Raw genomic sequence first — 14,708 nt, 5'->3', positions numbered from 1 at the left:
TCCCGCAATCCGACCGGACGGGGTACTGGGTGCTCGTAAGTCTTGGAACCTCATGCATTGACGCGCGTCAAATACCGTGGTCCTATAGACCGCTAGGGGCGCCAGACCGTTCGACCCCACCGATGCCAATGGAGCTGTCATGGAAGAAAAACCTGAGTACGTTACGCCGCTGTCGTCTCGTGTCCTTCCCACAAGTACGCCGCAGGTGCCCGTCTCTCATGACGTGGAAATTCTTGACCTGGATGATGCTCGGCAGTCACCGACCATTCCTCGCGTGAACGCATGGTTCACCCTCACATACACCTTCACCTACTTTGCCTTCTTCCTCGTGTTGTTTATGCCGTCACTGTTCAGCCTCGCCTACAAGGTGCAGTTGCTCGATCCGACGATGAAGGAAACGAGCCTGGGGCTGCTCACGGGCGTCGGAGCGCTCGTATCTCTCGTCACCGGGCCGATCTTCGGTGTGATCAGCGACGCAACACGCCTGCGGTGGGGGCGCCGACGGCCATACCTCGTCATGGGGCTGGTACTGGCCCTCGTAAGCGCCGCTACCATCGCCCTGGCGCCGAATCTCTGGATCGTACTGATTGGTTGGCTCATTGCCCAGCTTGGCGGAGGCGCAATCAGTGCTGCCCTGAACCCCACGCTTGCTGAGCGTGTTCCGGATTCCCAGCGAGGCAAGCTCGGCGCTCTCAATGGTGTCGCGGCGTCCATCGCTGGCGTCGCCGCAACTCTCGTCGGCAGCTTCCTGACCGGGAATCTGCTTCTGCTCTTCCTGGCACCAGTTGCCGTCCTTGCCGTGGCTGTGACTCTCTGGTGCTTCACCGTCCCTGACGCGCCAGCCTCAAGTGACGCTCGCGTCGGGTCGCTGTTCGACATCTTCCGGAGTCTCGCCTTCGATCCTCGCAAGCACAAGGATTTCGCCTGGGTCTGGTTGGGCAAGTTCTGCCTCCAGTTCGGCTACGCCTTCTTTGGGACGTACCAGTTCTACTTCCTGCTCGACCGGATGGGTTACACGGCAGAAACAGCCGGCCGCCAGCTGGCAGTCGTCGGCGGATTCAGCCTGCTGGGCACCATCCTCTTCACGATCGGCGGCGGTTACCTCTCCGACAAATTGCGACGCCGCAAACCCTTCATCTACATCGCTGCCTCCATGATCGCGGCCGGTTCGATCGGCGTGGCGTTCTCGTACGACTTCCTCTCCTATGCTCTCGCCGGCCTTGTCCTCGCCGCTGGTATCGGCGCCTTCAACTCCGTCGACCTCGCCCTCGCCGCGGACGTCCTGCCGAAGGATGACGAGAACGGCAAATGGATGGCCATCTACTACCTGTCGGGCAGCCTTGCGGGTGCCATCGGCCCTGCCATCGCTCCCGGAATCCTCGCTGTCGGCGATGGAGGAGCGAACTACGCACTCCTCTTCGCCTCCGGAGGCGTGCTCAGTCTGGGTGCTGTCATCACCGCGATGCGTGTCAAGGGTGCGCGGTAACGCGCAGGCAGGAATAAGAACCCATGACTGATCCTGACAACCGGAAGGTACGTTCCATGTCACGCGTCATCTGTAACCCCATCGACCTGCCATATCGCTACCAAGACTTTGGCAGAGGACCACTGCGTGCGGTTTTCCGCGAGGCCGCGGACCCGTCGATCGTCCTGTTCCGCGACGTGTTCTACCTTTTCGGCTCCATGTCTGGCGGGTTCTGGCACTCTCCGGATCTGGTGTCATGGACCTACGCTCATGCGCCCCAGCTACCGGCAGGAGACTATGCGCCCGACGTGCGGGAGATCGACGGCTCCCTCTACGTCACAGCCTCCCGCCGCAAGAGCCCTTCACCGATCTTCCGATCGACCAATCCCTTGACCGATCCGTTTCGTGAAGTCGCTCAAGGTGCATTCCCCTACTGGGATCCCAACCTGTTCCAGGACGACGACGGGCAAACCTTCCTGTATTGGGGATGTTCCAACAAGGAACCACTGCGGGGGGTGCAGGTTGATCGCAATACCTTCCAGAGTGTCGGCGAGCCCATGGACCTTCTGAACGGCAATCCGGGCCAGCACGGGTGGGAACGCCCCGGGGAATCCAACCATGTCCGCCCGGCTGCAACGCTGAAGGACAAAGTGTCATCGAGGCTCTTTGGTACCCACAGTCAGGCTCCGTTCATTGAAGGGCCCTGGCTCACAAAACATGACGGAACCTACTACCTCCAGTACGCGGGCCCGGGAACCGAGTACAACGTTTACGCCGATGGCTACTACACCGGCAAATCACCCCTGGGGCCCTTCACCTACTCCCCGCACAGTCCGTTCTCCTCAAAGCCAGGTGGCTTCATCACCGGCGCCGGCCATGGCAGTACTTTCCAGGACCAGCACGGTAACTGGTGGCACGCAGCGACAATGCGTGTCTCGGTCAACCACCATTTCGAACGTCGCATCGGCATTTTCCCGGCCGGATTCGACGCCGATGGGGTGCTCTTCTGTAACCAGGTCTTCGGTGATTACCCCCTCGTCGTACCCGACGGGAAGATCGACCCGTGGGAGGAACCCGCGCAGCGGTGGATGCTTCAGTCCTACAAGGCCGCCGCTATCGCGAGCTCATCGCTTGCCGGTCACGGGGCTGAGCTTGCCGTCAATGAGGACATCCGCACGTGGTGGGTCGCTGGCACGTCGCAGGAAGGTGAAACACTCACCCTGGACCTCGAATATCCGCGCACGGTCCATGCAGTGCAAGTGAGTCTTGCCGACCACAACGTCCGCCAGTACAAGCCCAAACGACCGCTACGAGACCCTGATGAATCCCGGGATGCTTTCCGCACTGTCCTCACGACGGATCACCCAACCCTGTACCTCCTCGAAGGATCTGAGGACGGAAGGACCTGGCAGACCCTGCACGACGGGCGCCTCGATGCCTCCGACGCCCCCCACAGGCTCGTCGTTCTTCCAACCGCATCAGTCTTCCAGTTCATGCGGATCACTGGCCTGTCTACGCCATGGAACGCAGCCCTCGCTGTCAGCGGTGTTCGCGTCTTCGGGGTGGACAACCGCAAACGGCCCGATATCGTCACTCCGTCAGCGTCCCGGACCGAACCACGAAGCGCGCTTATCCGGTGGTCCCCAGCGGATGGCGCCGAAGGGTACAACGTCCGTTACGGTCGCCAACCAGACAAGTTGTACCACTCATGGCAGGTGTGGGAGGCGGCCGAGCTCGAGCTTCGCACGCTCACAGCTGGCGAGGAGTACTGGGTGTCCGTTGATTCCTACAACTCCGGTGGAGTCACACCCGGTCAACCGATTTGCATACCGGCAGGGCAGACACACCACACCGAGGCAAAAAGCGGGGGTCACCCATGAGTGCGGTCAGCACCTCACGTGTTGAACAGAACCGGCTGTGTGATCAGCGTCCGGGTTCGCAGCAGGCGCTCAGGGCGCGCAATCTCGACGCCCTGACCTACGACCTGAAAGTCAACGGACCCAGCACGCAACGCCAGCTCGCCGACCGGACAGGCCTCTCGGCAGCGACCGTCTCGAACCTGGTGAGGATATTGGTCATCGAGAAACGAGCCATAACGGCGCCGACAATCAGTTCGGGTCGACGCGCGACCCTTGTTTCCGCAGTTTCGTCCAATGAGGCCTGAAGATCGCGCCTGCTACGGCAGCAAGCTCACCATCGCGATGCAAGATCACGATGCAAGAAACGGTCCTGGGCAACGCCCCCTTCGGTCCCGGCCCGGGGGATTTGCACTGGTACCTACGTGGCTAGGGAAGGACCTACCGAGGCCGAACTATCCGCATCGCCAGATGCACCAGGAGCGATGCCTGTGGGCGACACCGTCAGTCAGTGGTGGGCGGAAAATGCTCGACAGCCTCCGGGGTGAGTCCCTCGAAGAAGGACCGCATGGAGCCCCCCATATCGACCGTCGGATCGATGAGCCACTGCAGTTGCAGACCATCCCAAACGCCTGTCAGTAGGGCGCTGAGCATATGCGGATCATGCCGGGCATCCAGCCGGCCAGAGCGCTGATCGAAGGCGAATGCCGCGGCGAGATCATTCTTCTTTCGGCGGTACCGATCGACGAACCACTCATGCGCGGGATGCCCCACCGTGGAGGCCTCTGCAGACAAGGTGGCCAGCAGGCGCAGCAGACCGGGACGATCGGCGTTCGAGCGCACACGCCTCATCGTCGCGGTCATGACACCGAAATCCCTGCAGTCGGCTTCAAAATCACTGCTGCCCGTATGGTCGGCATGCTCAAGGACTGCTTCGAGCAGCTCGTACTTGGACCCGAAGTGGTGGACGACGCTGGTAAGACTCACCTCGAGCTGACGTGCGATATCGCGGAGGGAACCTCCGTGGTAGCCGTGGGTCGCGAAAACCTTCGTCGCGACATCGATGATGTCGGACGATCGCTGCGCAGATTTGGCATAGGGACCACGGCGCCGGGGGACCTCCTGCACTGTACTCATGCCCACACGGTACCCCTCCCACAAGCAATGTCTACGCCGTAACCGCGCATGCAGCGACCCGTCATTCTGGTCCGCTCCCTTGGTGTTCACGACAGGCAGTGCAAAAGTTCTAGAAATTGTAGCAACTGTAACAATTTTGCCGTAGAGTCTCCTGCCAGTGGGGCCAACGGTCGCTGGAAGTCGAATCCGCGAGTGATCATCGCGTATCCGGGAAGCGAGCAGTACGGGGTGCAATCCCACCCGTCGAAGGGCTCGGCAGAAGTTCGTCCGCTTCAAAGCAGAAGCAGAGAGCTCCTTCCACCACTCATAACTTGAGTCGCGTGAGCTACTCAGAACCCTCAACACATGAATTGAGATTGACGCTATGAAAATGCAACGCAGCATTGCAGCGATCGCTGTTCTCGGCTTGGGCCTCGGTGTCGCCGGCTGCTCGTCGTCCTCGTCCGAAGACACCGCCAATGCGGGTACCACCATCGAGTGGTGGCACATCCAGACCGGTGAAACCGGAAGTGGTATTTGGCAGGAGCTCGCCGACGAGTTCGAAGCAGAGAACCCAGGGGTCACGGTCGATATCACCGTGCAGGATGGCAGCGCCTTCCGTCCGGCTTTGGATGCCCGGATCCAAGCCGGCGATGTCCCCGACCTTTTCCAGGCCTGGGCCGGGGCCGGTTTCGAGAACCAGATCAGTGCTGGTGCTGTGCAGGACATCACGGAGGCCACGGAGCCCTGGATCGACGGACTCGCTGAAGGGCCGGTAGACGCGGTCACGATCGACGAGAAGCGTTACGCCGTGCCCTACAACGCCGGGCTCACCGGCTTCTGGTACAACAAGGCGCTCTTCGCCAAGGCCGGTATCGACTCCCCACCTCAGACGTGGGAAGAGTTCACGGCCGCCATTACCGCACTGAAGGACAGCGGCGTTACCCCGATCGCCGTCGCCGGCTTCGACAAGTACCCGCTGCAGTTCTACTACTCCCAGCTCGCCCTGCGCATCGGTGGAGCAGACGCGCTGAACGAGGCCGTCGCCTCGGGCAACTTCGAGGACCCCATGTTCATCGAAGCCGGCGAGAAGATCAACGAACTTCTCGATCTCGATGCATTCCAGGAAGGTTTCATCGCCGCGCCGTTCGCTGAAGCCGGAGGCGAAGCGAGCCTGGTGGCCAACGGGCAGGCCGCAATGGACCTGATGGGGCAGTGGGCACCAGCATCCATGGCCACCGTCGCCGAGAACGGTGTCGGGCTCGGCGAAGACCTCGGATGGTTCCCCTTCCCGACCGTTCCCGGCGGTGAGGGTGAGCTCACCGACGGCTATGGCGGCACAGACAGCTTCGCTGTTGGCAAGGACGCTCCTGCGGAAGCAGTCGAGTTCCTCGAGTTCATCTCATCGCCCGAATCCGCCAAAAAGATCGCCGAAGGCGGGGAACTGCTTCCCGTCACTCTCGGATCGGCAGAGGCCGTCAGCGACCCGAACCTGAAGAACATTGCCAAGGCACTTGAGACGTCGACCACCGTCACCAACTTCCTCGACCAGTCGGTGGCACCGCCCGTGGCAACAGCCATGAACGACAACATCGCGGGAATCTTCGCGCGAAGCCTGACGCCCGAAGAGGCCTCGAAGGCGCTTGCTGAAGCCGCAAAGGCCCAGTAGCACGACCCGCCAGGTAGGGGCGCTTTCGGCGGCCCTACCTGGCGCCCGCAACTTCAGCCGCAGGATCGAGGAATCCTAGACATGCCCACCACACTTGTAGATCCACCAACCACAGGAACGAAAGCGACGCGTCGCCGCAGTGCGCAACGGTCCCCCCGGGGACTGACCGTTCTCCTGCTCGCTCCTGCCCTTGCCATCTTCGTACTCTTCGTCATCGTTCCCGTCCTTCAGGCGGTCCGGTACAGCTTCTATGACTGGAACGGCCTCGAACAACTCACCAACTTCATCGGGGTAGACAACTATGTGCGTCTGCTCAAAGACCCCGGGTTCCTCAAGGCACTGCTCAACAACGGCCTGTTCGTCCTAGCGGCCCTCTTCATTCAGCTTCCCTTCGCCCTGATGATCGCGACCCTGCTCACCGGCCGAGTCCGCGGTCGGCTCTTCTACCGCTTGGCGTTCTTCGTCCCCTACGTCATCGCCGAGGTCGTGGCCGCGGTGCTCTGGAAGCTGATGATGGCACCCGAAGGCCTCATCAACCACACCCTCGAGGCATCCGGTCTAAGCAGTGCCACGCAGCTGTGGCTAGCGGACCCGAACATCGTGATGATCTCCCTCATCTGGGTACTGACCTGGAAATACTTCGGTTTCTACACGCTGCTGCTTCTAGCCGGGTTGCAGGCCGTGCCAGTGGAACGCATCGAAGCCGCCATGATCGATGGCGCCAATAAGTGGCAGGTCTTCTGGAACATCACGCTGCCAGGCATTGCGCCGACGGTCAGGATCGCAGGCTTCCTCGCTATGGTCTCAGCCATCCAAGTCTTCGACCTCGTCTGGGTCATGACCAAGGGCGGGCCGGTTGGAGCGTCCTCCACCGTCGTGTCCTACATGGTCGTCGGCGGACTGCAGAACTACCAGTACGGCTATGCAAGCGCCGTCGCAGTCACCATCTCCGTCATCGCCTTCGCCACAGCGATGGCGTACCAGCGGCTGATCCTCTCCCGTGACAACGAAGCCGACCCGAAGGGTGGAAAACGATGAGCCGGACACGTGGAACACATCACGACAGACGCGGCCCAGTCGGCTACGTCGTCCTGATCCTCGCAGCAGTAGTAACTCTCATACCGTTCCTCTACGCCATCTCGGGAAGTTTGCGGACGACCGGGCAGATCGCCGCGAATCCACTCGGACTCCCCTTGCCTGCGACGTTCGAGAACTACTCCACCATCCTTGGGGGTGACCTGTTCTGGCGGCCACTGTTCAACAGCATTGTCATCGCGGTTCTGACCGTGGCCATCATGCTCATTACAGCGTCACTGGCAGCGTATCCGCTGGCCCGATTTCAGTTCCGCGGCCGGGAAGCCGTCTACGCCTTCATCACCCTGGGCCTGCTCTTTCCTGCCGCCGTCGCCATCACACCGCTGTACCTGCTCCTGCGGCAGCTTGACCTGCTCAACACACCCATCGGCGTCGCCTTGCCTCAGGTAGCCTTCGGCATTCCAATCGGTATCGTCATCCTTCGCCCCTTCTTCCAGGGGATCCCCCGCGAACTCGAAGAAGCCGCCACCCTCGATGGGGCCGGGCACATACAGTTTTTCCTCAAGGTCCTCATCCCCATGTCGGTACCGGCATTGATGACGCTCGGCGTGCTGACCTTCGTGGGCAGCTGGAACGGGTACCTCCTACCCCTGCTGCTGCTCACGTCCCAGGAGAACTGGACTCTGCCCCTGGGTCTCGCCCAGTTCTCCGGTACCTACGCGTTCGATACAGCGTCGATTCTCACCTATACCGTCCTGTCGATCATTCCGACGCTGCTCGGCTACGTCGTCGCCGAGAGATACCTTGTCCAGGGCCTGAATTCAGGCGCACTCAAGGGCTAGTACCTGCACTTACCGGGTTCAGCCGGCACCGCCAGGACGCGACCACACGGTAGTTCGGGGCCGGCTCGATCGCAAGCAGCCACTAACGCTCAGCAGTTGCCTTGTGACCACGACGGCGCATAGGGCGCTGAGCGCACCAGGCGCAACACCTGCGTTCGCCAAACTCATCGACCGGCTGATTACGACTGACCACAGATGACAACAGAAAGTTCTTCCATGTATCACGATGCCTTTGTCCCTGGCACCAAAACTCTGCCTGAGGACTTCATGCTCGGCGCCGCTACTGCCGCCTACCAGATCGAAGGTGGAGCGAACGAGGGAGGGCGCGGCCCGTCCATTTGGGACACCTTCAGCCACACCCCGGGGACGACTGCCGGCGGAGCCACCGGTGACACTGCCGCCGACCATTTCCACCGCACTGAGGAGGACCTTGACCTCATGGCGGCGCTGCACTTGCAGGCCTATCGATTCTCCATCTCCTGGTCCCGCGTCATGCCCACAGGCGAGGGGAAGGTCAATGATGAGGGGCTGGCCTTCTACTCCACCCTCGTTGACGGCCTCCTTCACCGGGGCATCGAGCCGATCATCACGCTCAACCACTGGGACCTTCCACAGGCTCTGGAGGACAAGTACGGCGGATGGCGGGGACGGGAAACGGCCTACGCCTTCGAGCGTTACGCCGAGATCGTCGGTGCTGCTCTCGGCAGCCGTGTTGCACGATGGTCAACCCACAACGAGCCTTGGAACAACTCCTATGCCGGATATGGGAACGGTGCTTTTGCCCCAGGCGTAAAGAATCACACCGACGCGCTTCGTGCAGTCCACCACCTGAACCTCGCCCACGGACTGGGCGTTCAAGCACTGCGCCGAACCGTCACCCACGCAGCCGCGGAAGTATCCATCGTGCTCAACATCTTCCGAGTCGAGGGCGAAACACCCGAGGACGCCGAGGCTGTGCGACTGTTCGACGCCGTTGCGAATCGCGCCTTCACCGGCCCTGTCCTGCGAGGGGAGTACCCGGCGGACCTGCTCAACGACACCCGCCACCTGACCGATTGGGCCTTCGTTCTCCCAGGTGACCTGGAGATTTGCCACCAGCCCATAGACCTGCTCGGGGTCAACTACTACGAAGTCATGCATGTCCAGTCGAACCCTGACTTCGTCGCGGGCACTGAGAGCACGGGAGGTACACCCTTCCCGGGTTCCGAACGAGTACGCATGGTGCGTCGGGGTGAATTGGGACGCACGGCCATGGACTGGGGCGTAGAACCACGGGGACTCGAGGACCACCTGGTGGCCCTGTCAGCAGACTTTCCAGGCCTGCCGATCATGGTCATGGAAAACGGCGCCGCATTCGACGACATCGTGGAAGAAATCGACGGCGTCCTGGTCGTCAACGACCGAAACCGAACCCAATTCCTGATCGATCACCTCTCCGCCACCCTTGCCGCGAGAGAGCGCGGCGCCAACGTCGTCGGATACCTCGTCTGGTCGCTACTGGACAACTTCGAATGGGCCGAAGGGTACGGGCCCCGTTTCGGGGTCGTCCGCGTCGACTACGACACCCTCGTGCGCACCCCCAAGCTGAGCTCAGCCTGGCTTTCGGAGCTGTGCAGGACCCGCTCGGTGCCGGGCCTCCAACCACTGCCGGCGAACGAACTGGTCTGATTTGGCCTGTGCTCCTCCACCGGACAAAAAGCGTGTCGTCGGTAAGGACACATTGACCGGCGCGGAACGCCGCACTGCACACCCTCGCCATCAGAACCCCACCCCTATGCAGCAGGAACCTGCTGTCGTCGGCAGTAGCGTCCGGGTGAAGAGGTTCTCCAGGTCGGTTTTCCCTGCCGACCGCTAGTGCCGTATCCCATCACTAACGCAAGAAGATGACATGACCTCCCTGCAGCTCTCGAAAGCACCAGACGGAACCCAATACCGCGACCTCAACGGGAACGGGCAGATGGACCTGTACGAGGACCCGCGCAGAAGCCCCGAGGAGCGCACCGCGGATCTGCTGGCGCGACTGTCGGTGCACGAGAAGGCGGGTCTGATGTTCCAGACCGTGATCGAAGCCGGCGAGCAGGGCGCCCTGCTGGAAAGCCCCGGTCGGATCAGCAAATCTCCTACCTCCACCGTTGTCCTCGGCAAGAACATGAACCACTTCAACGTGCACGGATTGGATGACGCCCGATGCGCGGCGCGCTGGAACAACGCCCTGCAGCACCTTGCAGAAGCGACACCTCATGGGATTCCTGTCACGATTTCGACAGATCCTCGACACGCCTTCGCCGACAACGTCGGTGTCGGCTTCTCAGGCGGTCAGTTCTCGCAGTGGCCGGACGGGCTGGGGTTGGCGGCCATCGATGAAGTAGAGACAACTCGCACGTTCGCCCTTGTCGCGCGCAGGGAGTACCTGGCCGTAGGAATCCGGTCCGCACTCCACCCCCAGATCGACCTGGCCACAGAACCCCGGTGGGGTCGGCAACTCCAGACTTTCGGTGCCGACGCGTCGAAAGTCTCGGCCCATACCGCTGCGTACATCTCCGGCTTTCAGGGCTCGTCACTTGGCCGGACTAGCGTGAGTTGTACGGCAAAGCACTTTCCAGGGGCGGGCCCGCAGAAAGACGGCGAAGACGCGCACTTCCCCTACGGTCGGGAACAGATTTATCCCGCGGGCCTGTTCGAGGAACACCTTGCCCCGTTCCGGACCGCCATCGATGCCGGCACCGCTGCGATCATGCCCTACTACGGTATGCCGGTGGCATTGGAGCTCAACGGCCAGCCTGTGGAGGAAGTCGGTTTCGGCTACAACCGCCAGATCCTCACGGATCTCTTGCGCGGCGAACTCGGCTTCGATGGCGTCGTCGTCACGGACTGGGAACTCGTCAACGACAACGTCGTGGGTACGCAGGTCCTACCGGCACGGGCCTGGGGCGTCGAAGAACTCGACGCCCGTGCGCGCATGCTGCGGATCCTCGAAGCCGGCGCCGACCAGTTCGGCGGCGAGGAATGCGTCGAGCTTCTCGAGGACCTGGTGGCGGAAGGCCTCATCCCGGAGTCACGCCTCGATACCTCAGCTCACCGGATCCTGCGGGTCAAATTCGAGTTGGGTCTGTTCGACGATCCTTTCGTCGACGAGGACGAGGCTGATCGGATCGTAGGGGCCTCAGCGCACCGTGCAGCCGGTCTCCTGGCCCAGTCCCGATCGGTCACGATCCTCGAGAACAAACCGTCCGGAATGTCTCCGACGCTTCCGCTTCCGCGAGGGCTCCGGCTGTACACGGAAGGGGTCGACCCTGATGTCATCGCAGGGTTCGGGGAAAGGGTCTCCGAGCCCGAGGACGCGGATATCGCAATCATCCGGATCGATGCCCCCTTCGAGCCACGGGATGACCTGTTCCTTGAGTCCTACTTCCATCAGGGGAGTCTTGAGTTCCCTCCCGGACTGATCTACAGGCTCCAAGCGATCGCTCGCCGTGTCCCCCTGGTCGTGGACGTTGCACTGGACCGCGGGGCCGTCCTCACTCCGATCGCCGCCCTAGCAGCCGCATTGACCGTCACTTTCGGAGTATCGGACCTCGCCCTCCTACGAGCAATCAGCGGCGAAGTCGACCCCGTAGGCAAACTCCCTATCTCACTGCCCCGCTCCATGTCGGCAGTCCGCAACGTCCCCGAAGACGCAGGACTGCGACCCGAGGATTGCCTCTACCCGATCGGGTACGGCCAGAGCATCACCGCTAGCCCTCGCCAGAACACCCCAGCACCCTATGACGGTGGATATAATCGGAATTGACGCGCGTCAATTTTCCCTTCTGGAGTGAGGCACCCCTCTTTTCTCCCTCCAGGACGACGATGAAGAAGGACAATGATGACCAAAAGCACGCAGGACGCATCTTCACATTCCAACCCTTCACCCGAGACCCCTTATCGCGATCCGTCGCGTCCGGTGGGGGAGCGGGTTCTCGACCTGCTGCGACGCATGACGCGCGAGGAGAAAGTCGCGCAGATCATCTCCCCTTTCGGGTCGATGGTGGACACCCATACGCCGCCGCCAGCCGGGTGGGGCGTCGTGACGGCCGGGCTGTGCTCGCTGCACCTCTCACCGCCCGAGACAGCACGACGAGCCAATGAGCTGCAGCGCAAGCACATCGAAGACACCCGTCTGGGGATTCCGGTGCTCTTCGCCGAAGAGGCTCTGGTCGGTTTCAAGGTGCGTGACGCCACCATGTTCCCCGAAGCGATTGCCCAGGCATCGACCTGGAATCCGAATTTGATCGAACAGATGGGTCGTGTGATCGGCGCTCAGATGGTGGCGGTCGGAGCCCGGCAGGCCCTGTCTCCCCTCGCCGACGTCGCACGGGATCCCCGCTGGGGCCGGGTGAGCGAGACCTATGGCGAGGAGCCGTACCTCGTCGGACGGATCTCATCCGCGTTCGTTTATGGGCTGCAGAACGCTGTTCCCGGGACCCCTGTGGTGGCGACGCTCAAACACTTCATCGGCTATGGGGCCAGTGACGGGGGGCGAAACACGGAGAGTGCAAACATCGGTCAGCGGGCATTGCGTGAGGTTCATGGCCGCTCCTTCGAGATGGCCATCCGCGACGGAGGCGCCCGTGGCGTCATGCCGTCCTACAACGACCTCGACGGCATTCCCGTCTCAGGTAGCCATGACCTGCTCACCGGCCTGCTCCGGGATGACTTCGGCTTCTCGGGTCTGGTGATTTCCGATCTTGGTGCCGTCCCGCAGCTCCACACCAAGCACGGAACAGCAGAGTCTCTTCCCGCCGCATACGCGCAGGCCATCCATGCCGGCATCGACGTGGACCTCGACAACCGGGTGTCCTCTGACCGGTTCGAGGAGGCCCTCGACTCGGGCCTGCTGCCCGAAGCGGACCTTGATCGTGCCGTCTCCAACGTTCTACGCACCAAGTTCCAGTTAGGACTGTTCGACAGGCCCTACGTCGACATCGATGATGTGCCTTCGATCCTGGATACGGCATCGGCGCGGGAACTCGCGCGCACCATCGCCGACGAGTCGATCGTGCTCCTGCAGAACAAGCCCGTCGAGGGTCAGCCGCTGCTTCCCCTGGCACCGGATGTCCGGTCCATTGCAGTCATCGGACCGAACGCCGATCGCCCTCTCGGGCAGCTCGGCCACTACAGCTATCACGTGTTGGACAGCATGACGACACTTTTCGCTGCCGCCAATGACCCCGAATCGCGTGCAGCGGACTCGGATGACCTTGCAGGAGCAGGCCCCGACGATGCACGTCTGCTCGTTGAATCAGTTCCGATCGTGACGTTCCTGGAGGGCATTCGCGCCCGCGCTGGCAAAGAAGTCGAGGTCTCCTATGCGCCGGGAAGCCTGATCGCCAGCGATGATCGGTCCGGGTTCCAGGAAGCAGTGTCTGCAGCACAATCAGCTGAGATTGCCATCGTCGTTGTCGGTGACCAGTCAGGTATCAACAGCCTTGGCACGGTAGGCGAGGGACTGGACAGCAGCACACTTGACCTGCCGGGGGTACAACGTGAACTCGTCGAAGCGGTGGTAGCGACGGGCACCCCAACTATTGTCGTGCTGAGCCACGGGCGTCCCTTCGCGCTGCACTGGATGGCGGACATGGTACCCGCGATCCTCACCTCCTGGTTCGGCGGGGAAGAAGCCGGACACGCTGTAGCCGGCGCTCTCTTCGGCGATACGAACCCCGCCGGTCGGTTGCCCATCGCCATGCTCGAGAGTCCGGGGGCGGCACCGGTGCCCTACGGCCGGACGCTTCAGGGTCCGGCATACGTGGATGGGTCGGTGCGCGCCCTGTACCCCTTCGGACACGGGCTCAGCTACACGTCCTTTGACTACAGTGACCTTGCCTTCGAGAGGGTGCAGGTCCCTGCGGACGACACGATCCGTCTCGCCTTCACAGTGACGAACACGGGCAGCAAGGCAGGCGATGAGGTGGTGCAGGTATACGGTCGTGACCTCCACGGCCGGACCGTCCGTCCCGCCAGGACCCTCGTCGGTTTTCATCGGGTACACCTCGAACCGGGGGAGCAGACGCGCATCGTCGTCGAGGTTCCCACCGACCTGTTCGCTCTGTGGGACACGAACGAGGGCTGGGTCGTTGAGCCGGGCCGTATCAAGTTCTTCATCGGTGCATCATCTGCTGACACACGGCTGAGCAACGAGGTGGTACTGGTGGGGAAGGTATACGCACCTGGCACCCAGCGCGCACTGTCGAGCCGGGTCCGCCTCGAGAAAATGGATTTCGCTTTCGCGTCAGCTCAGCAGGCGGACTCACGCGGTGACGTCGACCTGCCTACCCTCACGGAGCACAGCACGGTAGGGGAGTGGTTCGCCCACCCGGTAGGACGGAACGTCCTGCAGGATGCGCTCGGCGGCGTTGACGAGGAATCCATGGACGCCGCGGCCGGCCTTACCCTGACGCAAATGGTCGGCTACAGCAAAGGAGCACTACCTGACACACTGCCTGCCGAGCTCCTCGTCCGGGTAGATGAAGTTATCAGTGCATCCGACCGTTCGTCCTGACGTCGCCGGTAGGACCACCAGCACACCCAAACCACTCAGCGAACCACTCAATCGAACCTGAAGGATCCCGCCAGCGGTGCTGATAGATGCAGCTGGCGGGGTCCACGCCATACCCGCGATGTCTGCGCCCCTAGGAGTTTCCACGTGACGACGCCCACCCCTCAAACTTCCACTCCAGCCTCTA

10 protein-coding genes are annotated in these 14,708 nt (G+C 62.1%); 9 read left to right on the top strand and 1 reads right to left on the bottom strand.

The features are described 5' to 3' along the window. The first annotated feature begins 139 nt into the window (after positions 1 to 139). The 3 genes from ACX80N_RS03955 to ACX80N_RS03945 are packed head-to-tail and all read left to right on the top strand — an operon-like array spanning position 140 to position 3,629. Positions 140 to 1,486, top strand: a complete 1,347-nt coding sequence (locus ACX80N_RS03955; RefSeq protein WP_459338360.1) for an MFS transporter — start codon at positions 140 to 142, stop codon at positions 1,484 to 1,486. A 56-nt stretch (positions 1,487 to 1,542) separates the two neighbouring features. Beyond that, positions 1,543 to 3,345: a family 43 glycosylhydrolase gene (locus tag ACX80N_RS03950; protein WP_459338359.1), complete on the top strand. Its 1,803-nt coding sequence runs from the start codon at positions 1,543 to 1,545 to the stop codon at positions 3,343 to 3,345. Continuing rightward, complete coding sequence (locus ACX80N_RS03945; protein WP_459338358.1) at positions 3,342 to 3,629, top strand: winged helix-turn-helix transcriptional regulator; 288 nt, start codon at positions 3,342 to 3,344, stop codon at positions 3,627 to 3,629. The genes ACX80N_RS03950 and ACX80N_RS03945 overlap by 4 nt, the downstream gene beginning before the upstream one ends. A gap of 196 nt (positions 3,630 to 3,825) precedes the next feature. Here ACX80N_RS03945 and ACX80N_RS03940 read toward each other — a convergent pair whose 3' ends face one another. Further along, a complete protein-coding gene (locus ACX80N_RS03940) occupies positions 3,826 to 4,458 on the bottom strand; it encodes a TetR/AcrR family transcriptional regulator (protein WP_459338357.1) in 633 nt (210 codons plus the stop codon). Positions 4,459 to 4,822: 364 nt separating this feature from the next. On the opposite strand from ACX80N_RS03940, the gene ACX80N_RS03935 reads away from it, so the two are divergent. The 6 genes from ACX80N_RS03935 to ACX80N_RS03910 all read left to right on the top strand — a co-directional run bounded on the left by ACX80N_RS03935 (position 4,823) and on the right by ACX80N_RS03910 (position 14,524). Beyond that, entirely contained in the window at positions 4,823 to 6,106 is a 1,284-nt protein-coding gene (locus tag ACX80N_RS03935) for an extracellular solute-binding protein (RefSeq protein WP_459338356.1), read from the top strand. A gap of 81 nt (positions 6,107 to 6,187) precedes the next feature. Then, positions 6,188 to 7,144 carry a carbohydrate ABC transporter permease gene (locus tag ACX80N_RS03930; protein ID WP_459338355.1) on the top strand — a complete coding sequence of 319 codons (957 nt, stop codon included), beginning with the start codon at positions 6,188 to 6,190 and terminating at the stop codon, positions 7,142 to 7,144. Continuing rightward, positions 7,141 to 7,983 carry a carbohydrate ABC transporter permease gene (locus tag ACX80N_RS03925; RefSeq protein ID WP_459338354.1) on the top strand — a complete coding sequence of 281 codons (843 nt, stop codon included), beginning with the start codon at positions 7,141 to 7,143 and terminating at the stop codon, positions 7,981 to 7,983. The genes ACX80N_RS03930 and ACX80N_RS03925 overlap by 4 nt, the downstream gene beginning before the upstream one ends. A 216-nt stretch (positions 7,984 to 8,199) precedes the next feature. Next, positions 8,200 to 9,651 carry a GH1 family beta-glucosidase gene (locus ACX80N_RS03920; RefSeq protein WP_459338353.1) on the top strand — a complete coding sequence of 484 codons (1,452 nt, stop codon included), beginning with the start codon at positions 8,200 to 8,202 and terminating at the stop codon, positions 9,649 to 9,651. A gap of 220 nt (positions 9,652 to 9,871) precedes the next feature. Next, complete coding sequence (locus ACX80N_RS03915; protein WP_459338352.1) at positions 9,872 to 11,773, top strand: glycoside hydrolase family 3 protein; 1,902 nt, start codon at positions 9,872 to 9,874, stop codon at positions 11,771 to 11,773. A gap of 75 nt (positions 11,774 to 11,848) precedes the next feature. After that, positions 11,849 to 14,524, top strand: coding sequence for a glycoside hydrolase family 3 N-terminal domain-containing protein (locus ACX80N_RS03910; protein WP_459338351.1), 2,676 nt, complete (start codon positions 11,849 to 11,851; stop codon positions 14,522 to 14,524). Positions 14,525 to 14,708 lie beyond the last annotated feature (184 nt).

The sequence above is a fragment of the Arthrobacter sp. MDT2-16 genome, from assembly GCF_054510925.1.
Note: the sequence above shows the minus strand (reverse complement) of the source record. Positions and strands in the feature narration are given on the sequence as shown.

What these genes read in the sequence shown, in the direction of transcription:
- ACX80N_RS03945 (WP_459338358.1), top strand. Translation starts at nt 3,342, where the DNA reads ATGAGTGCGGTCAGCACCTCACGTGTTGAACAGAACCGGCTGTGTGAT.
- ACX80N_RS03930 (WP_459338355.1), top strand. Translation starts at nt 6,188, where the DNA reads ATGCCCACCACACTTGTAGATCCACCAACCACAGGAACGAAAGCGACG.
- ACX80N_RS03925 (WP_459338354.1), top strand. Translation starts at nt 7,141, where the DNA reads ATGAGCCGGACACGTGGAACACATCACGACAGACGCGGCCCAGTCGGC.
- ACX80N_RS03950 (WP_459338359.1), top strand. Translation starts at nt 1,543, where the DNA reads ATGTCACGCGTCATCTGTAACCCCATCGACCTGCCATATCGCTACCAA.
- ACX80N_RS03915 (WP_459338352.1), top strand. Translation starts at nt 9,872, where the DNA reads ATGACCTCCCTGCAGCTCTCGAAAGCACCAGACGGAACCCAATACCGC.
- ACX80N_RS03935 (WP_459338356.1), top strand. Translation starts at nt 4,823, where the DNA reads ATGAAAATGCAACGCAGCATTGCAGCGATCGCTGTTCTCGGCTTGGGC.
- ACX80N_RS03910 (WP_459338351.1), top strand. Translation starts at nt 11,849, where the DNA reads ATGACCAAAAGCACGCAGGACGCATCTTCACATTCCAACCCTTCACCC.
- ACX80N_RS03920 (WP_459338353.1), top strand. Translation starts at nt 8,200, where the DNA reads ATGTATCACGATGCCTTTGTCCCTGGCACCAAAACTCTGCCTGAGGAC.
- ACX80N_RS03955 (WP_459338360.1), top strand. Translation starts at nt 140, where the DNA reads ATGGAAGAAAAACCTGAGTACGTTACGCCGCTGTCGTCTCGTGTCCTT.
- ACX80N_RS03940 (WP_459338357.1), bottom strand. Translation starts at nt 4,458, where the DNA reads ATGAGTACAGTGCAGGAGGTCCCCCGGCGCCGTGGTCCCTATGCCAAA.